The sequence below is a fragment of the Paraburkholderia sp. JHI869 genome, from assembly GCF_038900775.1.
Taxonomy (GTDB): Bacteria; Pseudomonadota; Gammaproteobacteria; order Burkholderiales; family Burkholderiaceae; genus Paraburkholderia.
In genome coordinates this window covers 35,776-57,795 of sequence record NZ_JAYMSC010000044.1, presented here as the reverse complement: position 1 = coordinate 57,795, position 22,020 = coordinate 35,776, and the positions used below count along the sequence as shown (strand labels likewise).

General features: G+C 64.6%; 16 protein-coding genes. All 16 read right to left on the bottom strand.

Annotated features, from left to right (window positions below):
• Positions 1 to 33: 33 nt before the first annotated feature.
• Positions 34 to 1,131: an ABC transporter ATP-binding protein gene (locus tag VSR72_RS39925; protein WP_342957705.1), complete on the bottom strand. Its 1,098-nt coding sequence runs from the start codon at positions 1,129 to 1,131 to the stop codon at positions 34 to 36.
• Positions 1,132 to 1,140: 9 nt separating this feature from the next.
• Positions 1,141 to 2,070, bottom strand: coding sequence for a carbohydrate ABC transporter permease (locus VSR72_RS39920; RefSeq protein WP_342957704.1), 930 nt, complete (start codon positions 2,068 to 2,070; stop codon positions 1,141 to 1,143).
• Positions 2,067 to 3,011, bottom strand: a complete 945-nt coding sequence (locus VSR72_RS39915; protein ID WP_342957703.1) for a sugar ABC transporter permease — start codon at positions 3,009 to 3,011, stop codon at positions 2,067 to 2,069. Before VSR72_RS39915 ends, VSR72_RS39920 begins: the two co-directional genes overlap by 4 nt.
• A gap of 6 nt (positions 3,012 to 3,017) precedes the next feature.
• A complete protein-coding gene (locus VSR72_RS39910) occupies positions 3,018 to 4,256 on the bottom strand; it encodes an ABC transporter substrate-binding protein (protein WP_342957702.1) in 1,239 nt (412 codons plus the stop codon).
• Positions 4,257 to 4,434: 178 nt separating this feature from the next.
• Positions 4,435 to 5,838 carry a GH1 family beta-glucosidase gene (locus VSR72_RS39905; RefSeq protein WP_342957701.1) on the bottom strand — a complete coding sequence of 468 codons (1,404 nt, stop codon included), beginning with the start codon at positions 5,836 to 5,838 and terminating at the stop codon, positions 4,435 to 4,437.
• Positions 5,839 to 6,046: 208 nt separating this feature from the next.
• Positions 6,047 to 7,723: a SulP family inorganic anion transporter gene (locus VSR72_RS39900; protein WP_342957700.1), complete on the bottom strand. Its 1,677-nt coding sequence runs from the start codon at positions 7,721 to 7,723 to the stop codon at positions 6,047 to 6,049.
• A gap of 196 nt (positions 7,724 to 7,919) precedes the next feature.
• Positions 7,920 to 9,644: a SpoVR family protein gene (locus VSR72_RS39895; RefSeq protein ID WP_342957699.1), complete on the bottom strand. Its 1,725-nt coding sequence runs from the start codon at positions 9,642 to 9,644 to the stop codon at positions 7,920 to 7,922.
• The gene (locus tag VSR72_RS39890; protein ID WP_321925583.1) at positions 9,641 to 10,909 is read right to left on the bottom strand and encodes a YeaH/YhbH family protein; all 1,269 of its coding nucleotides are present in this window, start codon (positions 10,907 to 10,909) and stop codon (positions 9,641 to 9,643) included. Before VSR72_RS39890 ends, VSR72_RS39895 begins: the two co-directional genes overlap by 4 nt.
• Positions 10,910 to 11,084: 175 nt before the next feature.
• Positions 11,085 to 13,007, bottom strand: a complete 1,923-nt coding sequence (locus VSR72_RS39885) for a PrkA family serine protein kinase (protein ID WP_342957698.1) — start codon at positions 13,005 to 13,007, stop codon at positions 11,085 to 11,087.
• Positions 13,008 to 13,728: 721 nt separating this feature from the next.
• Positions 13,729 to 14,490 (bottom strand): hydratase, encoded by a 762-nt coding sequence (locus tag VSR72_RS39880; RefSeq protein WP_342957697.1) that lies wholly within the window; start codon positions 14,488 to 14,490, stop codon positions 13,729 to 13,731.
• Between the two features lie 384 nt (positions 14,491 to 14,874).
• On the bottom strand, positions 14,875 to 16,653 hold the full coding sequence (locus VSR72_RS39875) for a methyl-accepting chemotaxis protein (RefSeq protein WP_342957696.1): 1,779 nt from the start codon (positions 16,651 to 16,653) through the stop codon (positions 14,875 to 14,877).
• A gap of 203 nt (positions 16,654 to 16,856) precedes the next feature.
• Positions 16,857 to 17,810, bottom strand: a complete 954-nt coding sequence (gene rbsK / locus VSR72_RS39870; RefSeq protein WP_342957695.1) for a ribokinase — start codon at positions 17,808 to 17,810, stop codon at positions 16,857 to 16,859.
• A gap of 64 nt (positions 17,811 to 17,874) precedes the next feature.
• A complete protein-coding gene (locus VSR72_RS39865) occupies positions 17,875 to 18,912 on the bottom strand; it encodes a LacI family DNA-binding transcriptional regulator (protein WP_342957694.1) in 1,038 nt (345 codons plus the stop codon).
• 138 nt (positions 18,913 to 19,050) lie between these two features.
• Positions 19,051 to 20,136 (bottom strand): ABC transporter permease, encoded by a 1,086-nt coding sequence (locus VSR72_RS39860; protein WP_342957693.1) that lies wholly within the window; start codon positions 20,134 to 20,136, stop codon positions 19,051 to 19,053.
• A complete protein-coding gene (locus VSR72_RS39855; RefSeq protein WP_342957692.1) occupies positions 20,133 to 21,854 on the bottom strand; it encodes a sugar ABC transporter ATP-binding protein in 1,722 nt (573 codons plus the stop codon). The genes VSR72_RS39860 and VSR72_RS39855 overlap by 4 nt, the downstream gene beginning before the upstream one ends.
• Positions 21,854 to 22,012 carry a hypothetical protein gene (locus tag VSR72_RS39850; RefSeq protein ID WP_342957691.1) on the bottom strand — a complete coding sequence of 53 codons (159 nt, stop codon included), beginning with the start codon at positions 22,010 to 22,012 and terminating at the stop codon, positions 21,854 to 21,856. Before VSR72_RS39850 ends, VSR72_RS39855 begins: the two co-directional genes overlap by 1 nt.
• Positions 22,013 to 22,020: the final 8 nt, after the last annotated feature.

The window sequence follows — 22,020 nt, the reverse complement described above, 5'->3', positions numbered from 1 at the left end:
TCCTGGTCTCTCTCTCTTTGTGGGTTGTGTCCATCAAATCCGCGCGCCGGTTTCTTCGTCGAACAGCGAAACATGCGCACCGTCGATGGAGAACGGCACGGCCGCCTCGCTTGCAAGCGGCGTCTTGTCCTGATCGATCGACGCGATCTGCCCCCCCTGATGCTCGATCCACAATACACGATGATTGCCCATGGGCTCCACGAGCGTCAAGCGTCCTTCCCACGCCGCTTCGTGCGGGCGCACCGCACCGGCTGCGCGGACGTCTTCCGGGCGCACGCCGAGCACGCAGGCGCGCGTCGGATCGGGCGTGCCCTTGAACGCGTAACCCGAGACATCGACGTCGAGGCCCGGCCCGCGAAAGCGCAGCCGGCCTTCGTCGGCTTCGAGCCTGCCACGGAGCAGGTTCATCGGCGGCGCGCCGAGGAAAGTCGCGACGAACAGGTTTTCGGGGCGCGCGTAGACTTCTGCCGGCGTGCCGAACTGCTGGATCGCCCCGCCCTTCATGACCGCCATACGCGTGGCAAGCGTCATCGCCTCGACCTGGTCGTGCGTCACGTAGATCATCGTCGCGCCGAGTTGCTGGTGCAGTTGCTTAAGCTCCCGGCGCAATTCGGTGCGCAACTTGGCGTCGAGGTTCGAGAGCGGCTCGTCGAACAGGAACACATCTGCCTCGCGCACGAGTGCGCGCCCGATCGCCACGCGCTGGCGCTGGCCGCCCGAGAGCTGCGCGGGCTTGCGCGAAAGCAGTGGCCCGAGCTGCAGCATGTCGGCGGCGCGCTTCACGCGGCGGTCGATCTCCGCCTTCGGCGTGCCATTGATACGCAGTGCGAACGAGAGATTGCGCTCCACGTTCATGGTCGGATAAAGCGCGTACGACTGGAACACGAGCGCCACGCCCCGATCTTTCGGGTCGGCCCATGTCATGTCCTCGCCGCCGATCTCGATGCTGCCGTCGGTCACGTCGACGAGGCCCGCGATGCTGTGCAGCAAGGTGGATTTGCCGCAGCCCGAGGGCCCGAGCAGCACGACGAACTCGCCAGCGCGCACGTCGAGATCGAGCTCGTCGATCACCGTGTTCGCGCCGAGGTCGATGCGCAGATTGCGTACGGAAACGTTCGTGAGATTGCCCATGCCCTGCTCCTAGCCTTTCACCGCGCCCGAGGCGATGCCGCGCACGAACCAGCGCCCGGAAATGAAGTAGATCGCGAGCGGCACGGCCGACGTGAGGATCGTCGCGGCCATGTTGACGTTATAGATACGCTCGCCGGTCGTTGTATTGATGATGTTGTTGAGCTGCACAGTCATCGGCAGATTCTTCGTGCCCGCGAACACGAGGCCGAGAATGTAGTCGTTCCAGATGCCGGTGACCTGCATGATGATCGCCACGACGATGATCGGCACCGACATCGGCAGCATGAGTTGCACGAAGATGCGCCAGAACCCGCCGCCGTCGATGCGCGCCGCCTTGAACAGCTCCTGCGGCAAGGACGCATAGTAGTTGCGGAACAGGAGCGTCATGACCGGCATGCCGAAGATCGTGTGAATCAGGACTATACCCGGCAGCGAACTGAAGAGATGCACAAAGGCCAGCACGCGCACGAGCGGGTACACCATGACCTGCACAGGAATGAAAGCGCCCGCGAGCAGAATGCCGAACAGCACGCCCGAGCCGCGCGGCCGCCAGAACGACAGCGCGTAGCCATTCACTGCGCCCACGGCAATCGAGATGACCGTGCTCGGCACGACGATGCGCACCGAATTCCAGAAACCCACCCGAATGCCGTCGCAGTCGAGGCCCGTGCAGGCGGCGGACCACGCATCGCGCCACGGCGCAAGCGTGAAATTCGCCGGGAGCGCGAGCAGATGCCCGAGGCGAATCTCGGCCATCGGCTTCACCGAGGTCACGAGCATCACATAGAGCGGCAGCAGGAAGAACAGCGCCGCCGTGAACAGAAACGCGTAAACTCCGAGCCGCGCGGGCGTGAAGTGCTTGCGGGGCTTGCGCCTCGCTTGCACCGCACGCGGTTGAGCGGATGCAGGACGCAGCGAATCGGCCAAAGGTGTGCTCATGCCCGGTCTCCTTTGAGCGCCGCGCGGCTGCGCGCGTAGAAGAACGGCGCGAGAATCGCGAGCACGGTGGCGAGCAGCACGATCGACGCCGCCGATGCGAGTCCGATGTTCGCGCGATTGAACAGGTAGTCCATGATGAATTTCGCGGGCACCTCGCTCGCGGTGCCGGGGCCGCCCTGCGTCATCGCGACCACCGCGTCGTAGAGCTTGACGACCATGACGAAGAGCAGCACGAACGCGGTGGAAAGCGAGGTTTTGAGCATCGGCACGACGATGCTTGCGTACACGCGCCAGCGCGGAATGCCGTCGAGGCGCGCGGCCTTCCAGATCTCGTCGTCGATGCCGCGCAGGCCCGCGAGCAGGAGCGCCATCACGAGGCCCGAGGCCTGCCACACCGTCGCGATCACGAGCGTGTAGATCGCAAAGCGCTGCGTGACGATCCAGTCGAAGCGCGCGTGCTCGAATCCCATCTGCCGCAGCACGGCCTGCACGCCGAGTTCGGGATTGAGGATCCACTGCCACACGAGCCCCGTTGCGACGAACGACATCGCATAGGGATAGAGAAACACGGTGCGCAGCGCGCCTTCCGCCACGACACGCTGGTCGATGAAGATCGCGAGCAGCAGCCCGATCACGAGGCACGCCGCGATGAAGCACACGCCGTAGATCACGAGATTCTGCAGCGACAGGATCCAGCGGTCGTTCTGGAAGAGCCGCACATACTGCGTCACGCCCGCGAACGTGTTGGTTGGCAGCGAGCGCGATAAGCTGAAGGAGACGCGCGCCGTAAACAGCATCGTGCCGAGATACGCGAACAGGACCGTCGCCGCCATTGGCGCGAGTGCGATCCAGGCGGCGAGCGAGAGCCGCCGCCGCGCGGGGCGCGCGCTGCGCGCTTGCCCCGCTTGACGTTTGGCCTGTTGCAGCTTGGCGGCGTACATGGTTCGTCAGCTCTTGATTGCCGTGGCGAAGGCCTTCTGCGCGTCTTCGGCCGACTGGTTCTTGTTCCAGAAGTTCGTGATGACGTCCTGGAGCGCGCCCTGGACATCAGGCGGAATCAGCATTTCCGGATTCGGCAGTTGCCGCGACTTGTCCTTCATGATCGTCATGCCCTCTTTCGCGCAGATGTCGAAGCCCGAAGTGTCCACGTCCGGGCGAATCGGAATCGAGCCCTTGCGCTGGTTGAACGCAACCTGCGGGGCCGGCGATGTCATCACCGTGGCGAGCAGTTGCTGCGCCTTCACCTGCTCGGGGTTGTCGGTCTTCGGGAACACGAACACGTCGCCGGCAATCATGTACGGCGACTTCGGAAAACCGGGGAAGCATCCGAAGTCCTTGCCCGCCACCTGGTTCGCGGCCGAAAACTCACCCTTGGCCCAGTCGCCCATGATCTGCATGCCCGCCTTGCCGGAAATCACGAGCGCCGTGGCGTCGTTCCAGTTGCGGCCCGGCGAGCCCGGATCGACGTAATTATGCAACCGCTTGAAGGTCGTGAGCACGTTGCGGAACGCAGGCGAATTCACGGCGTTCGCGTCGCGGTCGCGGTACACCTTCATGTAGAGATCGCGGTCCATGTCGGCGAAGATCGCATCAAAGGTGATCTTCTCCTGCCACGCCTGCCCACCCAGTGCGAGCGGAATCAGGCCAGCCGTCTTGAGCTTGTCGAGATCGGAGAACAACTCGTCGAAATTCTGCGGTTCACCCTTGATTCCGGCCTTCGCGAAAGCGGGCTTCGAATAGAAGAACCAGTCCTGCATGTGGATATTCACCGGGGCGGCGTAATAGTGCCCGTTCACCTTGATCGCAGTGAGAATCGATTCCGGGAACGTGCCGCTCCAGTTTTCCTTCGTTGCGACCGCATCGACATTGTTCAGGAGTCCCTGGTCGATGAGATCGTGAAACTGCTTGGACGTATTGAACTGCGCGGCGGTGGGCGGATCGCCGCCCACGATGCGGTTGATCGCCGTTGCGCGCGCCTGGTCTCCACCGGCGATCGCGTTGTCTACCCACTTGCCGCCTGCCTGATCGTAGGCGAGCGCGAACTGCTTGATCGCGGCCGACTCGCCGCCCGACGTCCACCAGTGAATCACGTTGGCCTTAAGCGGCTCCGCGGCGTGGGCCGCGAGCGCGCCGGCCAGCGCGAGGGCGGCCACGATGCCGCGCAGAACGGGTGCGTTGTGCTTCATTGCGTCTCCTCCGGTTTCACCGGCGTGGTCTGCAAAAGCTTATGGTTTGGAAGTTTCGCTGCCACGGCGCGTCAGTCGACATGCCCGAGCGTCGCATGCCGTGCCGTGGTTGTCACGCTAGTTGATGCCCTTTGCTCGGTAACCCTTGCCGAACGCCCTAAAGCAGAATCAGGCGCCTTCACGCACCATCGAGCGCGCGCCGCTGCGCGATGAAATGCGCAATGAGTTCCGCGCTGCGTTTGGGCGTTCGAACCTGCGTGTCGTAGTCGACATGCACGACGCCAAAGCGCCGCTCATAGCCGAACGCCCATTCGAAGTTGTCGAGCAGCGACCACACGAAATAGCCGCGCACGTCCACGCCGGCCTTGATGGCGGCATCCACGGCAGCCAGGTGGCGCTTGAGGAACGAGATGCGCTGCTCGTCGTTCACCTCGCCGTCGCTCACGCGGTCGTCCGAAGCCATGCCGTTCTCGGTGATGTAGATAGGCGGCAGGTTCTCGTAGTTGCGCCCGAAACCGATCAGCAGGTCGCGCAGACCGTCGGGGTGAACTTCCCACCCCATCTGCGTGCGCTCGACATCCTTGAGCGGCACTTCGACGAAGCCGTGCGCGCCGTCGCTCTTCACGTTGGTGCGGAAGTAGTAGTTGATGCCGAGGAAATCGAGCGGCGCCGAGATCGTCTTCATGTCGCCTTCGAGCACGAGCGGCTCGGTGCCCCGCCACAGCTCGAAGAGCTCTTCGGGATACGCGCCCTTGAGCAGCGGATCGAGAATCCACGCGTTGTGCTGTACTTCGAAGCGGCGCGCGGCGCGCACATCGTCCGGCGACGAGGAATCGGGCGTGCCGCGCCCCACGTTCGCGACGATGCCCTTGGTCGAGCCTGGATCGTTCGCGCGCAGCACGCCGGTGGCCAGACCGTGCCCGAGCAGCAGGTGATGCATGGCCTGCGTGGCGTAGCGGCCGTTCGCGAGTCCCGGTGCGTGATGGCCGTTGCCGTAGCCGAGGTACGCCGAGCACCACGGCTCGTTGAGCGTCATCCACGCGTCGACGAGGCCCGAGAGTTCGCGGCTCATGAGGTCCGCATAGTCGGCGAAGCGGTACGCGGTGTCGCGGTTGAGCCAGCCGCCGCGATCTTCCAGGTGCTGTGGCAGGTCCCAGTGATAGAGCGTGGCAAAGGTGCGCACGCCCTTCTCCCGCAGGCGCTCGAGCAAGCGCTTGTAGAACGCGATGCCTTTGGCATTGGGGCGCCCCGCTTCATCCATCACGCGCGGCCATGCAATCGAAAAACGATATGCCTCGAAGTTCAGGCTTTCGAGCAGGTCGAGATCGGCTTCCCAGCGATGATAGTGGTCGCAGGCCACGGCGCCCGTGTCGCCTGCGAGCACCTTGCCAGGCGTCGCGCTGAAGGTGTCCCAGATCGACGGCAGGCGGCCGTCCTCGTGGATCGCGCCCTCGATCTGATACGACGCCGTAGCGGCGCCCAGGAGGAAGTCGCTGCGCCACAGTGCGGAACTGGCGGGCGGCGTGAACGGATCGTCGGCAACTGCGGCGGCGGAATGCGGCAATGCGGTGTCCTGATTCACAAAACCTCCTGCGCGGGAATCACCGGCACATGCGTTTTGGGTGGCCGGATCGGGTTGAAGTGGAAGCGCTTCCACAGCGCTTGAGGCGCACAATAGCAGCGCCCAATTCCAGCGGGCAATCGGGGTTTCTCTGGACGTTTTTATGTAGCTGCTTCACACGTTTTCTGCACTACATGGCGTTGCTACCTGTAGGATCGCTACACGAGCATCAAGCATCCGAGCGCGACTCAAGGTCAGGACGCACTGCCGCGAGCGCTTCATGCAGCGTCGGGAAGATGTTCGCATGACCCACCACGGGCGTGATGCCGTGCCGATCCATGTCCGAAAGCAGATAGCGGTTCACGCGCCCGAAAATCACCTTCACGCCGCGCTCCGCGAGCGCCGAACAGAGGTCGATCACGGCGCGCCCCGCGGAATAATCGAGATCGGTAATCGCCGCCGCGTCCACGACCACACAATGCACGCGCGACGGCGCCCGATCGATCAGCGCGCGCAGTTCGTCGACGAACAGGTGGTCGTTGGCATAGAACAGGTCCGCACCGAAGCGATAGACGATCAGCCCAGGCGCCGTGATCTGGCCCGCCTGTGCGGGTTCGGGCAGCCAGTGCCCCTCCTCGTTCGGCACGAGCACCATGGTGTGCGGACGGTAGCTATGACGCACGTGGCGCAGCAACGAAAGGCCGATCGCGATGAGGATACCGTTCTCCACGCCGATCACGGCGACGGCGAGCGCAGTCGTTACCGCAAGCCAGAATTCGCCGGGACTCTCACGGCGAATATCGATTAGCTGGCGAATGTTCACGAGCCCCACGGCGATCGTGAAGACGATCGCGGCCAGCACGCAATGCGGCAGGTATTGCAGCAGGCGGCTGAAGAACAGCAGCACCACGAGCACGACGCCTGCAAACACAAGTTGCGCGAACTGGCTGCGCGCGCCCGCCTGGTCGGCCATGGCGGTCTGCGTGAGGCTGCCGTTCACGACGAAAGCACCGCTCATCGAAGCCGCCGCATTGGCCGCCGCGAGGCCGAGAAGATTGGCGTCCTCGTCGGTGCGCTCGCCATAGCGCTCGGCAAACGCGCGGCTCGTGGCGGCGCTCTGCGCGACGATGATGACGAAGCACGACGCCGCGACCTGCAGCAGATCGATCATCTGGAACCAGTCCACCGCGGGAAAGCTGATGCGCGGCAAGCCGCCCTGCACCGGGCCGATCACCGAAATCCCGTGGCCCGCGAAGTTCAGCATGGCGCTCGCCGCGATGCTCCCCACTACGGCGACGAGCGGGACGGGCCAGCGCGGTCGGACCTTCTTGAAGACCAGAATCGCGGCCACGACGGCCAAAGCAATGGCAAGCGTCGGCCAGTGAATCGTGCCCAGTTGCGTGACGATCTGCTTGATCTGCAAAACCGTGCGCCGTGAATTGACAGTAATGCCAAGCATGTCGCCGAGCATCGCCACGCCCACCTGCACGCCGACGCCCGTGAGAAAGCCTGCGAGCACGGTACGGGAGAGAAAGTCTGCGAGAAAGCCGAGACGAAACACACGTGCAATCAACAACATCACGGCCGTGAGCAACGCGGTCATGCCCGCGAGCGCGACATACTCCGCGCTCGAAGGCGCCGCCATGGTCGTGAGACGGCTCGCGAAGATGGTGGCCGTGGCGGAATCCGCGGCGACCACGAGGTGACGCGACGCGCCAAAGAGCGCGAAGGCAACGAGCGGCAGAAAGCCCGTGTACAGACCGGTTACGGCAGGCATGCCGGCGATGCGCGCGTAGCCAAGCAGTTGCGGCACGTTCATCGAGGCAAGCTGCACACCGGCGAGCGCATCGCGCAATGCGGACGCGCGAGACAGCGGCCGCACGCCGCGAAACAATTCAAACGCCATTACGCCATCCTTTCGAAATCCGCCTCTACGTGCGGTGTTTTATTAGCTTCGGGTTCACTGGCGCAGTATGTTAGCGCGCGTAGGCATTCCAGTACGTGTTCGATTGCAACGTCGTTGCACGCGCATCAAAGAAAGAGGCCAGCCCGCAGGCTGGCCTCATGGTTGATACGCTCAATCGCGTAACACAGCGAGATGGCTATACCCGAATCGGCGGCGGCATATAGCGGCATTCGTAGCGCTTACGGACCGTGCCGTTCTCGTCCACGCTTTCGAGGAACACGTCGAACTGCCACAGGCGCGCCATGTGCCGCAGCACTTCGTCAGAGTCGTTCGACAGGTGACGGTTATCGCTCATGAAGTGACGCAGCGTGAGGCTGCGATCGCCGCGCGTGTTCACCGACCACACCTGGATGTTCGGCTCACGGTGATGCATGTCGTACTGCCGCGAGAGCGCCTGGCGCACGTACTGATAGCCGCTTTCGTCATGGATGGCCGACACTTCGAGCGCGTCGCGCATGTCGTCGTCGAGCACCGAGAAGAGCCGCATTTCGCGGATCAGATGCGGCGACAGGTACTGCGCAATGAAGCTTTCGTCCTTGAAGTTGCGCATCGCATAGTGCATGGCCTTGAGCCACGGACTGCCGGCCAGCTCGGGGAACCACTTGCGGTCCTCCTCCGTTGGGTTTTCACAGATGCGGCGAATGTCGCTCATCATCGAAAACCCGAGCGCGTAAGGATTGATGCCACTGTAATACGGCTTCGTCACCGGCGGCTGATAGATCACGTTGCTGTGTGAATGCAGGAACTCCATCATGAAGCCGTCTTCGAGCTTGCCCTGCGTATAAAGCGTGTTGAGCAGCGTGTAATGCCAGAACGTGGCCCACCCTTCGTTCATGACCTGGGTTTGCCGCTGCGGATAAAAGTACTGCCCGATCTTGCGCACGATGCGGATGACTTCCCGCTCCCACGGTTCGAGCAGCGGCGAGTTCTTTTCGGCGAAGTACAGCAGGTTCTCCTGCGGCTCCGGCGGAAAGCGCTCGTCGATTTCCTCGGCAATCGGCATTTGCTGCTTGGGCAGCGTACGCCACAGTTCATTTACCTGGGACTGCAGATAAGCCTCGCGTTCCCGCCGCAATGCGGCCTCGCGTTCGAGAGAAAGCTTTTGCGGCCGTTTGTAGCGGTCCACGCCGTAATTCATGAGCGCGTGGCACGAGTCGAGCAACTCTTCCACGCGGTCCAGACCAAAACGCTCCTCGCATTCGGCGATGTAGTTCTTCGCGTAGACGAGGTAGTCGATGATCGCGTGCGCGTCCGTCCAAAGACGGAACAGATAGTTGCCCTTGAAGAACGAGTTGTGCCCGTACGCGGCGTGCGCGATCACGAGCGCCTGCATCGTCATGGTGTTTTCTTCCATGAGATACGCGATGCAGGGGTTGGAGTTGATGACGATCTCGTATGCGAGCCCCATCTGGCCGCGGCGATAGCTCTTTTCGGTGGAGAGAAAGTGCTTGCCGAACGACCAGTGGCGGTAGTTCACCGGCATGCCGACGGACGCATAGGCGTCCATCATCTGCTCGGCGCTGATCAATTCGAGCTGGATCGGATAAACGTCCAGTTCGTATTGCTCTGCAACATGCGAGATATGTGTGTCGTACTCCTCGATGAGTTCGAAGGTCCAGTCGGAGGGGCACGGCAACGGCCGTTTGTCGGCTACGTTCATTTGCACTTCCCTTTGCTGGGCGAGCCCATGCTCCTTGTGGCGAGCAGCCCCGGCGGCATGTCCGGGCGCTTCGGCGTCTTCGTGATGACCGGGCTCGTGCCCGGCATCGTGATCGCCATGATGCCCTTTTTCGTGGCCGCTCGTCTTCCGGCGCTCCGGCTGGTAGCCCCGCGCCTCATTGTGCAGGTGGCGTGTCGTCATGAATGCTCCACCTGCTTTTCGAAAAGCTCCCGGAACACCGGGTAGATATCCGCCGCGGTGTCGACTTTTTTCATCGCCAGATGCGGTTCGGTGAGTGCGAGCTGCGCGTATTCAAGCCAGAGGTTCTGCTCCTCCGGTGTCACCTGAATATACGCAAAATAGCGCACCTGAGGCAGTATGTCATCCGCGAGGATCTTGCGGCATTTGGGTGAATCGTCAGTCCAATTGTCGCCGTCCGAAGCCTGTGCGCCGTAGATATTCCAGTCGCTTGGCGAATAACGGTCCTCGATCACTTTTTTCATCAGCTCCAGCGCGCTCGACACGACCGTGCCGCCGCTTTCGGTGGAGTGGAAAAAGGTGTCCTCGTCCACTTCCTCGGCGCGCGTGTGGTGGCGAATGAAGACCACCTCGATCTTTTCGTAATTGCGCTTGAGGAACAGGTAAAGAAGGATGAAGAAGCGCTTGGACAAGTCCTTGCGCTGCTCGTCCATCGAGCCCGAGACGTCCATGAGGCAGAACATCACCGCCTGGCTCGACGGTTGCGGCTGCTTCACGCGATTCACGTAACGCAGATCGAACGGGTCGATGAACGGAATGCGCCAGATGCGCCCGCGCAGGTGATGAATCTGCTCTTCAAGCAACGCGATCTCTTCACGCCGGTCGGCCGGGTCGGCCTTGAGCGCTTCGAGTTGCTCTTCGAGTTCGTGCAGTTCGTTGACGAGCGGCGCACCGAGCGCGATGCGGCGGCCGAGCGCGCTGCGCAGCGAGCGGACAACGTCGATGTTGTTCGGCGTGCCTTCCGCAGCCCAGCCCGCGCGGATGCTCTTCCACGTGGGCACAGCCATGAGATGGGTTTTGACGAGGCGCGGCAGTTCGAGGTCGTCAAAGAAGTACTGCATGAACTCTTCGCGCGAGAGTTCGAACACGAAGTCGTCCTGACCTTCGCCCTCGTTGCTCGCCTGGCTGCCGCCACCGCCCCCGCCGCCTTGCGGGCGCGGAATGCGGTCGCCGCGAATGTAGTCCTCGTTGCCTGGGTGAACCATTTCGCGCTTGCCGCCGGGGCCGTGCCGGAACGACGGCTCAGCGATGTCCTTGCGCGGAATGGTGATGCTCTGGTTACTCTGTATGTCCTTGATGCTGCGGTCACGCACCGCTTCCGAAACGGCGTGACGAATATAGTTCTTCACGCGGCGCAAAAAGCGCTCGCGGTTAGCAATACTCTTGTTCTTTCCGGCTAGCCTGCGGTCGATGATTTGATGAAGCACATCCAGTCTCCCGCTCCAGTTTCGAATGGGCGAGGTGCGCAGTGTTCATTGCCGCGTCTGCCATCGTGCGTGCCGCGTTCACCCGCTCATGGCCACGCCGCCTGCGCCCCGCCGGGGGTCCGCTTGCGCCGCCGCAAAACTGCGGCAGCGCGCCCGGACGGTAAAGCCTCTTCGTTCACGACGACTTGCGCACCCGCAGATACCAGTCGCAGAGCAACCGGACCTGCTTCGGCGTATAGCCCTTCGCCACCATACGATTGACGAAGTCTTCGTGCTTGCGCTGCTCTTCCGCCGATCCTTTCGCATTGAACGAGATGACCGGCAAAAGTTCTTCCGTATTCGAGAACATTTTCTTTTCGATCACCACGCGCAGCTTCTCGTAGCTGATCCACGCCGGATTCTTCCCGGCATTGGCCGCACGCGCGCGCAGCACGAAGTTCACGATCTCGTTGCGGAAGTCCTTCGGGTTGCTGATGCCCGCGGGCTTTTCGATCTTCTCCAGCTCGGCGTTCAACGCCGCGCGATCGAAGCTCTCACCCGTGTCGTGGTCGCGGAACTCCTGGTCCTGAATCCAGAAGTCGGCGTACGTAACGTAGCGGTCGAAGATGTTCTGCCCGTATTCGGAATACGACTCGAGGTAGGCAGTCTGAATCTCCTTGCCGATGAATTCGGCGTAACGCGAGGCCAGCACGTCCTTCACGAACGACAGGTACTTCTGCTCGGTTTCCGGCGGGAACTGCTCGCGCTCGATCTGCTGTTCGAGCACGTACATGAGGTGCACCGGATTCGCGGCCACTTCGGTCGAGTCGAAGTTGAACACGCGCGAAAGGATCTTGAACGCGAAACGCGTCGAAACCCCGTTCATGCCTTCGTCCACACCGGCGAAGTCGCGGTACTCCTGGTACGACTTCGCTTTTGGATCGGTGTCCTTGAGGTTTTCGCCGTCGTACACCTGCATCTTCGAGAAGAGGCTGGAGTTCTCGGGCTCCTGCAAGCGCGTGAGCACCGACATTTGCGCCATCATCTTGAGCGTGCCCGGCGCGCACACGGCCTCGGCCAGCGACGAATTGCGCAAGAGCTTCTCGTAGATCTTCATCTCTTCCGAGTAGCGCAGGCAGTACGGCACCTTCACCACGAAGATACGATCGAGCAGTGCCTCGTTGTTGCGGTTGTTGCGGAAGGCCTTCCACTCCGATTCGTTCGAGTGCGCGAGGATGATGCCGTTGAACGGAATTGCCCCGAATCCTTCGGTGCCCTTGAAGTTGCCTTCCTGGGTGGCCGTGAGCAGCGGGTGCAGCACCTTGATCGGCGCCTTGAACATTTCGACGAATTCGAGCAAGCCCTGATTCGCGAGACACAGGCCACCGGAGTAGCTGTACGCGTCTGCGTCGTCCTGTGCGTATTGCTCGAGCTTGCGGATGTCCACCTTGCCGACGAGCGATGAGATGTCCTGATTGTTCTCGTCGCCTGGCTCAGTCTTCGCAATGCCGATCTGGCGCAGGATGGAGGGGAAGCGGCGCACCACGCGGAACTTGCGGATGTCGCCGTTGTACTCGTGCAGGCGCTTCACCGCCCACGGGCTCAAGATGCTGCGCAGGTAACGGCGAGGTACGCCGTATTGCTCTTCGAGTATGGGACCGTCTTCGTCGTAGTCGAAGAGACCGAGCGGCGACTCGTTCACGGGCGAGCCCTTGATCGAGTAGAACGGCACGCGCTCCATGAGCTGCTTCAGACGCTCGGCAATGGAGGACTTGCCGCCGCCCACCGGACCGAGCAGGTAGAGAATCTGCTTCTTTTCTTCGAGTCCTTGCGCCGCATGGCGGAAGTACGCGACGACCTGCTCGATCACGTCTTCCATGCCATAGAACTCGCGGAATGCGGGATACACCTTGATGACCTTGTTCGCAAAGATGCGCGACAGGCGCGGATCGATGCGGGTGTCGATCTGTTCGGGTTCGCCGATTGCCGTCAGCATGCGTTCGCCAGCCGTGGCGTACGCATTGGGATCTTCCTTGCAGAGCGCGAGATACTCCTCGAGCGAGAACTCCTCCTCTCGCGTTTTTTCGAAGCGGGTCGCGAAGCTGCTGTAGATATCCATGCTACCTCCTCGCCGAGATCTGCGACCGATGTCGTGCGCGGCGCGCTATTCGGAAACGACATCGCTCAAATTCATCCTAAACCCTTTTGAAATTTTTCGCACCGTTAAATCGCGCCGGATGTGCCCTCGAAAGCTAAGCATTTTTGAGCGCTTGGAGGGCGCCGGACAACGACTTACAATGATCTTCCCCACTGGTGCAAATTTCAGACCGGGGTCACGCTCCCTCTCATATCCTGTGCCCAAACTTGCCGGGCAGCGCCATCGCCGCAATACCGCGCTTCTTCCTCAAACGCATCAGCACGGCGCCGGTGCACACCCACTCGTTACGATTTGTTCGCACGCCCACATGGCGCGCTCGTATTGCGCACTGCCACCCAGTTGTTGTGAGCACGCGTCAATGCGATTTTTTTCCCGTTTTACGCGTCGATTTCGCCAGCGTCGGTGACCTGCCGCGCATTCTTGCGCGTATGCGAACCGGCGGTGACAGGCCCTGTTCGCAGTAGTGGTTTTCCCGCTGCGATCGAACGACGCGCTAACGACCCGCGAACGACGCGCACACGCGCGATGAAGATGACACGCGTGACAGGTTGCCAGGTTTACACCCATGAGCCGCGCAATGCGCACAAAAAAATAAAGCCGCCGCGCATTGCGCGCGGCGGCCATTCATCGGGGCAAATAAATGTGACACGCGCGATTGTTACATCGCGCGAATCTGGGCGACCTAGACGAACTCGACTTCGACTTCCCCCAAACCGTCGATGTGGCCGTGCAGGAGGCCCGGCTTATCGATGCGGTGCGCACCGACATAAGTGCCGGTCGTAATCGTCCATTCGGGCTCGATCGTGATGCCCATCGCGGCGCAATGATTGGCAAACCAGACGAGCAGCTCGCGCGGGTCGCCTGCCGGGTTGCCCGGCGCTTCCGGCACGAGCGAAGCGCCGTCGAACGTCAGTTCGAGCTCGGGCGCGACGAAATCGAGCACGCGGGCAAGCGCGGGGTAAGGCAGCGCGTGGCCGGTGATGAGTGCGCCATTGTTCTGCGCATCGGCGAGCTGGGCGAGCGGCGCGACGTTGGGCCACTGCGCGAAACGGCTATCGACGATCTCGATGGCCGGGAGGATCTGGCCGACGCGTGCAAGCACCTCGTCGCGCGCATAGGCTTCTGCGCGCGGGACGATCGGTTCCGAAAAACGAAACGCGATCTCGAGCTCCACGAGCACGCGGAAGAAATGGCGGCGCTCGAAGCGTGCCGGCGAGGCGTGCACGAGCGGCGCCGGGATCGGCGCGCCGGAGGCGGGGCCGCCCGGCGCGCGGGCGCCGACCTTCCAGCCGCCCGTGGTGGTCTCGAGCCCGGCGAGCACCGCCTGCTGGATCGCGTAGGCCGTGGCCGCGTCCGGCGGCACGCGCTCGGGTTCCAGGGTTTCAATCAGATGATGATGCCGGCGCGCATTTACGAGGCGTTGCGCGAGATCGTCATGCGTCATGTCTGGTTCCTTGTTTGTGCTGTCATGCGGCGCCGGCGCTCATGCCGGCGCAATCCGTACTGCCTGGCGCCATGCGCCCTCCCTTGCCCTGTGCGGCGCGGCTCACGCCGCTTGCGGCGCCACCCCGTGCGGTCCGCCGCCGAGCATGGGCACGGGCCGAACCGTCCGGCGCAACGCCATGCCGCTCGCGGGCACCGCTGGGCGCCGCAGTGTAGCGCGCCGACCGGGCCGCGCAGATGACACGGCTGACAATGTACCGTAACGGCGCGCACATGGCGCACGGCGGGGCCGCGCATAGGGGTCAAAGGCGTAAAAAAAAGCCGCTGCGACGCAGCGGCTGTTTCTCACGCGCGGGGACGGCCCGCGCTGGTGATCTGAAGATCGTCAGAAGGTTTCCCAGTCACCGCTCGAACCCGCTCCCGACGCCGCCGCGCTCACGGATGCGCCTGGGGCCGCAGCGGGCCGCGCGGCCGGCTTGGCGGCAGCGGGAGCGCTGCGCGGCGCGCGCTTTGCCGCAGGAGTCGAAGCCCCGCCGGCCGATGCGGGCAGCGAGACAGAACGGGAACCTGAAGCCGCCTTGGCGGCAGCCCGCACCGGTTGTACCGGCGCCCCGGCGAGCGCTGCGTCGTCGAGGCTGAACACCGCAACGGCCTCGCGCAGACGTCCCGCCTGATCCTCGAGCGACTGTGCCGCGGCCGCTGCCTCCTCGACGAGCGCCGCGTTCTGCTGGGTCACCTCGTCCATCTGCGTGACCGCGCGCGCGACCTGGTCGATGCCGCCCGACTGTTCCTGCGAAGCCGCGGCGATCTCACCCATGATGTCGGTCACGCGCTGCACCGCGGCGATGATCTCGGTCATCGTGCGCCCTGCCTCGTCGACGAGCGCCGAACCCGCCTGCACACGCTCGACCGAGGTGTCGATGAGCCCCTTGATCTCCTTGGCCGCCGCCGAGGAGCGCTGCGCGAGACTGCGCACCTCGCCCGCCACCACGGCGAAGCCGCGTCCTTCTTCACCCGCCCGCGCCGCTTCGACGGCCGCGTTGAGCGCGAGGATGTTGGTCTGGAACGCGATGCCCTCGATGATCGTGATGATGTCGGCGATCTTCGCGGAGCTGTCGTTGATGTCGCCCATCGTGCCGACCACCTGAGTGACGACCGAGCTGCCCTTGTTGGCGATTTCCGAGGCGTTGGCGGCGAGCGCGCTGGCCTGGCGCGCGTTGTCGGCGTTCTGCTTCACGGTGCCGGTGAGTTGCTCCATGCTCGAAGCGGTTTCCTGGAGCGCCGAAGCCTGCTCTTCGGTGCGCGACGAGAGATCGAGGTTGCCGGCCGCGATCTCGCGCGTGGCCGTGGCGATCGATTCGGTGCCCGAGCGCACCGAGCGCACCGTTTCGGTGAGGCTGCGCTGCATCTGCGCGACACCGCCGAGCAGTTCGCCCATCTCGTCGTTGCGGCGCACGACCACGGGCCGGCGCAGATCGCCGGCGGCGATCGCATGGAAGGCGCCGAGCGCTTCGCCAAGCGGCTCCGCAATGGCGCGGCGCAGCGAGAAGAACGAATACGCGGCAGCGCCAATGCCCACCAGCAGCGCCGCGATGCAAGCGATGCGCAGTTGCGAGAACGCGGCCTGGGCGTCGTCGAAGCCCTGCTGCGCTTGCGTCATCTGGAACTTGTCGAGCACGGCGTCGGCTTTCGAGAGCCCGTCGTAGGCCTCCTTGAGCGCCTTGGCGCCCGCCACGACCTTCGCCTGGTCGCCCGACTGGACCGTCGTCATGAACTCGTCCGCGATCTGATGCAGCTTCTCGCGGCGCGCCGCCACCTCACCCGCGAGGCGAGCTTCTTCCGGGCCGCGCGGCAGGGCCATGTACTTCTTCCAGAAGTCGTCGGACACGCCGCGCAGCATCCGCGCGCGGTCGATCGTGGCAGCGGCGTCCGGCGAGCCCAGTTCGAAAGCGGCCCGGTCGAGCGCTAGACGCTCGCGCGCCGCGTAGATCTCAGCCAGGTTGACCGCGTGCGAACTGGGCATCTGGTCCGTGAAGGTCTCGCGATACGCGTCGTTCGAACGCGTGAGACCCAGCAAGCCGACCGCGCTGATCGCGACGATCAACGCCGCCAGAAAGCCCATTGTGATGCCGATGCGCGCCTTGATACTGATGCCCTTGCCCATGACTCCCCCAACGCTTGTGGTGTGGTCGTGCCCGACTCGCGATTTCGAGATGGCACTCTAAATAGCGTTAACGGCAGAGGCTTTCGTAGTCTTGAAATATGTATATGGTATGAAGTATTAGGGGATTACACCGAGAACATCTTACAAATCGGTGCCGAAGCGCCGACTGTGGCGGCGGAATGCGCAAACGCGCTCAGCCCCCTTCAGCCTGCGAGATCGGCGAGCGTCGGAATGGAAGGTTGAGCGCCCGCGCGCGTGACGGAAACCGACGCCGCGCGCAACGCGAACGCGATGGCTTCGAGCGCAGGCGCGCCGGCGGCGAGTCGCGCGGCCAATGCGCCGATGAAGGTGTCGCCGGCTGCCGTCGTGTCCACGGCATTCACGCGCGGCGCGGGCAGATGGGCGGGCGCGGCGCCGCCGACCAGCGCACATACGCCCTGCGCGCCGAGCGTCACCAGCACGTTGCGCGCGCCTGCCTCGCGCAGCGCCAAGGCCGCGCGCGCCGCCTCTTCCGGCGTGCTCGCGGGCAAGCCGGTGAGCGCGGCAGCCTCCAGTTCGTTTGGCACGAGATAGTCGATGAGCGGGAGCCACTGCGCGGGCAGCGGCCCGATGGCGGGCGCCGGATTGAGGATGGTGATCTTGCCGAGCCGCCGTGCAGCGGCGAGCGCGGCCGCCACAGCGTCAGTCGGCGTTTCGAGCTGGCAAACCACAACGTCGGCTTGCGCGAGCGCGGCCTCGTGACGCGAGATCGTCTCCGGCGTGACTTCGCCGTTGCTGCCCGCCACGATGACGATGGCGTTCTGGCTCGCGTCGTCGACGACGATCAGCGCCACGCCGGTCGGCGCGCCTGGCGAAGTCTCAAGCGCACCGCAGTCGATCCCTTCTGCCAGCAGCCCCGCGCGCAGCACCTCGCCGTTGCTGTCGGCACCCACGCGGCCGACCATTGCCACCTGGGCGCCCAGGCGCGCCGAGGCCACCGCCTGATTGCCACCCTTGCCGCCCGCCACTTGCGCAAACGCGCTGCCGGCAAGCGTCTCGCCGGGCGCCGGCAGACGCGGCGCACGCGCGACGAGGTCCATATTCAGACTGCCGACCACGGCCACGCGAGCGTGCGCTTGAGCGTGCACTTGGGTCGGCTTTGCTGCGTCAGTCGTCACGATGCCTCCTTGATGGCTTGTGCGCCTCAGGTGCGGCCGCCCGGCTTCCCGTGCTTCAAGTGCTTCAGGCCGCAAGCGGCGCGTATTCCTCCGCGCCGACCCAGGGCCCCGTCGATTCACGGGCGAAGAGTGTCGGCGGCATCACGCGGCGCCGCGCCTTGGCGCCTTCCTCGCGCGCGTTCGCAATGCGCTCGATCAGCGTGAGCGCAGCCATATCGCCGAGCGCGCGCGCCGGCTGGCCGACGGTCGAGAGCGCGGGCCAGGTGAAATTACCGAGTTCGATATCGTCGAAACCGATGATCGAACAGTCGCCGGGCACGCGCAACCCGCGCTCGGCGGCCGCGCGCAAGGCGCCGATGCCCATCATGTCGTTGCCCGCGAAGATCGCGGTCGGCCGGATGCTGTCGAACAGTTGCGCCGCCGCGCGGTAGCCGCCCGCGCCGGAAAAATCGCTTTCGACGATCGCACCCGGCGCGATCTCCACGCCCCGCTCGGACATGGCGCGCAGAAAGCCGTGCATGCGCATCGCGCTCACCGCGGTCGTGACCGGCCCGGTGATGCAGCCGATGCGCGAGTGCCCGAGTTCGAGCAAATGCCGCGTGGCGAGCCAGGCGCCGCGCTCGTGGTCGATCTGCACGAGATCGGCGTCGAGCCCCTCGATGTTGCGGTCGATGACGACGATCGGCTCACGGGCGTCGGCAAGCGTCGACGCCAGCACGGCGTCGTCACCCGCCGAGGCGACGATGAGCCCGTCGATGCGCTTTTCCTGCAGCACGCGCAGGTAGCTGCGCTGCTTGGCCGGGTCGTCGTCGGAGTTGCAGAAGAACACGCAATAGCCCTTGCGCGCGCACGCGTCCTCGACGCCGCGCGCAAGCTCCGCGAAATACGGGTTGGTGCCATTCGGCACGAGCAGCCCCACGGTCGCCGTGGCGCGCGCCTTGAGCGAGCGCGCCACCGCCGACGGCACATAGTTCAGGTCGCGGATCGCACGCTCGACCTTGGCCCGCACGTCCGCCGACACCGGACGCGAGTTGTTCACCACATGCGACACCGTCGTGAAAGACACCCCCGCCACGGCGGCCACATCCTTGATCGTCGCCATATTTATGTTGCTCCTGCTTTTTTGCTGCCTGTTGCTGCCGGCTCTCTGCGCGCCCGTTGTAGGTATGGTCTGGCGTCGCTTCCCCGGTCATTTCCGCCGGCCCGCGCTGCGTTGCGGACCGCGCCCTCGAAAAATTTGTTATGTCCTGCCTGGCCTGCTTCGCCTGCTGCGGTACGTGTCGAGCACGACCGCCACGACGATCACTGCGCCGGTGATGATGCGTTTGGTCGGCTCGTTTGCGCCGATCTGCGCAAGCCCCGCCGCGAGCACCGAGATGATCAGCACGCCGAAGAACGTGCTGATGACCGAGCCGCGCCCGCCCATCAAGCTCGTGCCGCCGATCACCACGGCCGCGATCACCTGGAGTTCCAGCCCCACGCCCGCGTTCGGATCGGCGGCTTCGAGGCGCGAGATCTGAAAGAGCGCAGCGAGCCCCGAAAGCGCACCCATTAGCGCGAAAACAATCACCTTGTAGGGCCGCGGATCGACGCCCGCCAGGCGCACTGCCTCTTCGTTGGTGCCGATACCAATCAGATAGCGTCCGAATACCGTGCGCGTCAATGTCAGTTGCGCAATCACCATCACCGCCACCGCGATCAGGAACGCCGGCGAAATGCCGAATGCGATCGGGTTCGATAGAAAGTCGAACGCGTCGCCGATATACGCCGTGCGCGAATTCGTCATCTGGTAAGCAAGCCCACGCGCCGCTTCGAGCACGCCGAGCGAGACGATGAACGACGGGATGCGCCAGCCCACCGTCACCGCGCCCGTGAGCGTGCCCGTGGCCGCCGCGGCGATGAGGCCGAGCAACGCTGCGGGCAGCGCGCCCCAACCCCACTTGAGCGACGCCACGCTCACCACCGAAGCGCCGAGCGCGAGCACCGAGCCCACTGAAAGATCGATGCCCGCGATGATCAGCACGAAGGTCATGCCCACGGCCATCACCACGAGATCGGGAATCTGGTTCGCGATCGTGCTGAACGTATCGTACGTGAGGAAGTGCGAACTCAGCAGCGAGAACAACACGACCATCGCGATGAGCGCGAGCGCGAGGCCCAGGTAGTTCGAGAAGCCAAAGCGCGTACCCACAGGCTTGCCGCTCGCCTGGACTGCATGCGGCGCCGAATCCGGCACACCAGCCGGCGCGATTTTGGTCGAACTGGTTCGCCCACCGGTTTCGTCACCCTGAGGCGACGGTTGCCCGCGCAACGGGTCGTTCGTCATGAAGCGCTCCCTCGTGGGTCGTCGTTTCGTTCCTGCGGCTTTCGCGTTTCTACGTGTCCCGGCGCCTCGCCCAATTCGGGCAGATCGCACGCGTTCGCGACGAGCGCATCCTCGGCGCGCAGCCCCGCAAACGCGGCGGCCAGCAGCTTGTCCTGGCTCCATTCGTCGCGGCGGTAGATCGCCGTCATCTTCCCCGCCGACATCACGCCGATGCGGTCGCAGATCAGCATCAGCTCGCGCAGATCGCTCGACACCACCACGAGCGCCCGGCCTTCGCGCGCGAGCGCGCCCATCAGCGCGTAGATGTCGAACTTCGCGCCGACGTCGATGCCACGCGTGGGCTCGTCGAACAGCACGACGCGCATCGCCTGCGTGATGTCGCGCGCGAGCCAGCGGCCGATCACGACCTTCTGCTGGTTGCCGCCCGAAAGCTCGCCCACCGGCTGTGCAGGTCCGGACGTGCGGATGCGCAGTGCGTCGATCTGCGTGCGCGCGAGCGTGTTCTCGCGCGCCGCATCGACCACGCCGTAGCGCGACACCGCGCCCACGTTGCCCAGCGTTACGTTCGCGGCGAGCGGTTGCGGCAACAGCAGCCCTTCGCCTTTGCGGTCCTCGGTGATGAGCGCGATGCCAAGGCGCACCGCGTCGGCGGGCGAGGCAACCTGCACCGGCTCCGGCGCCGCGCCCGGCGTGGGCGCCAGCGCCACGGTGCCGCGCTCCATGCGGTCGGCGCCGTAGATGAGCCGCATCAGCTCGGTTCTGCCCGCGCCGATCAGCCCCGAAACGCCAAAAATCTCACCTGCGCGCACCTCGAACGACACGTCGCGCACAGCCTTCGCGCGCGTGAGCCCTTCCACCTTCAAGAGCGCCTCGCCGATGCGCCGCTGCCCCAGATCGATGCGCTCGCCAAGCTCGCGTCCCACCATCAGCGCGACGATGCGCTCCGGCGTGAGGTTCGCCATGGCGTCCACGCGCACCAGCTTGCCGTCGCGCAGCACCGCGACGCGCTGCGCAATGCGCTCGAGTTCCTCGAGCCGGTGCGAGATGTACACGAGCGCCACGCCGCGCGCCTTGAGCCGCGCGATCTGCTCGAACAGCAGCTCGACCTCGCGAGCCGTGAGCATGGCCGTGGGTTCGTCGAGGATCAGCACGCGCATGTCGCTGCGGCCGTTTCCATCGGCACCGCCGGCGCCATCGGCGCTGCCGATCAGGTTGCGCGCGATCTCCACGAGCTGCTGATGCCCGATGCCCAGCTCCCCCACAGGCGTATCCGGGTCGATCGCCTCGAGCCCGACCTGCGCCATCGCAGCCCGCGCGTTCTCGCGCAGCCGCTTGCGATCGATCCAGCCGAACCGCAGCGGCCCCGACTGCGGCAGGCGGTCCAGAAAAAGATTCTCCGCAACCGTAAGCGTGGGCAGCAGGTTCAGCTCCTGCATGACCATGCGCACGCCGAGCGCCTCGGCTTCGCGGCGGCTCGCCGGGGCGTAGGGGCGGCCCATCAGCTGCATGCTGCCTGCGCTCGCCGCGGTGAGGCCACTCACGATCTTCGAGAGCGTGCTCTTGCCCGCGCCGTTTTCCCCCGTGAGCGCAAGCACTTCGCCGGCGTGCAGCGCGAGGCTGACGTCGGCGAGCACCGGCTGCTCGTAGGTCTTCCCCACGCCCGTAACCGTAAGCACGGCGGGCGCAGGTGACGCTACGTCGGGGACATTTGCATCCATCACGATCCTGTAGTCGCGAGCCGCGCCACCGGGTTCAACCGGTGAGTCGCGCCGCCCGGATACTGCGGGTCCGCACCGCCGCCGCACACTCCGGTAGAGCACGCCTCGAACGGCGCGCCGGGCAGCGATTCGCCACCCAGCGGAAGACAGCCGCCCATGCGGCCAT

Coding starts and splice junctions, on each gene's coding strand:
- VSR72_RS39855 (WP_342957692.1), bottom strand. CDS start 21,854: ATGGATGCAAATGTCCCCGACGTAGCGTCACCTGCGCCCGCCGTGCTT.
- VSR72_RS39880 (WP_342957697.1), bottom strand. CDS start 14,490: ATGACGCATGACGATCTCGCGCAACGCCTCGTAAATGCGCGCCGGCAT.
- VSR72_RS39875 (WP_342957696.1), bottom strand. CDS start 16,653: ATGGGCAAGGGCATCAGTATCAAGGCGCGCATCGGCATCACAATGGGC.
- VSR72_RS39885 (WP_342957698.1), bottom strand. CDS start 13,007: ATGGATATCTACAGCAGCTTCGCGACCCGCTTCGAAAAAACGCGAGAG.
- VSR72_RS39850 (WP_342957691.1), bottom strand. CDS start 22,012: ATGGGCGGCTGTCTTCCGCTGGGTGGCGAATCGCTGCCCGGCGCGCCG.
- VSR72_RS39895 (WP_342957699.1), bottom strand. CDS start 9,644: ATGACGACACGCCACCTGCACAATGAGGCGCGGGGCTACCAGCCGGAG.
- VSR72_RS39910 (WP_342957702.1), bottom strand. CDS start 4,256: ATGAAGCACAACGCACCCGTTCTGCGCGGCATCGTGGCCGCCCTCGCG.
- VSR72_RS39900 (WP_342957700.1), bottom strand. CDS start 7,723: ATGGCGTTTGAATTGTTTCGCGGCGTGCGGCCGCTGTCTCGCGCGTCC.
- VSR72_RS39865 (WP_342957694.1), bottom strand. CDS start 18,912: ATGGCGACGATCAAGGATGTGGCCGCCGTGGCGGGGGTGTCTTTCACG.
- VSR72_RS39860 (WP_342957693.1), bottom strand. CDS start 20,136: ATGACGAACGACCCGTTGCGCGGGCAACCGTCGCCTCAGGGTGACGAA.
- VSR72_RS39925 (WP_342957705.1), bottom strand. CDS start 1,131: ATGGGCAATCTCACGAACGTTTCCGTACGCAATCTGCGCATCGACCTC.
- VSR72_RS39920 (WP_342957704.1), bottom strand. CDS start 2,070: ATGAGCACACCTTTGGCCGATTCGCTGCGTCCTGCATCCGCTCAACCG.
- VSR72_RS39915 (WP_342957703.1), bottom strand. CDS start 3,011: ATGTACGCCGCCAAGCTGCAACAGGCCAAACGTCAAGCGGGGCAAGCG.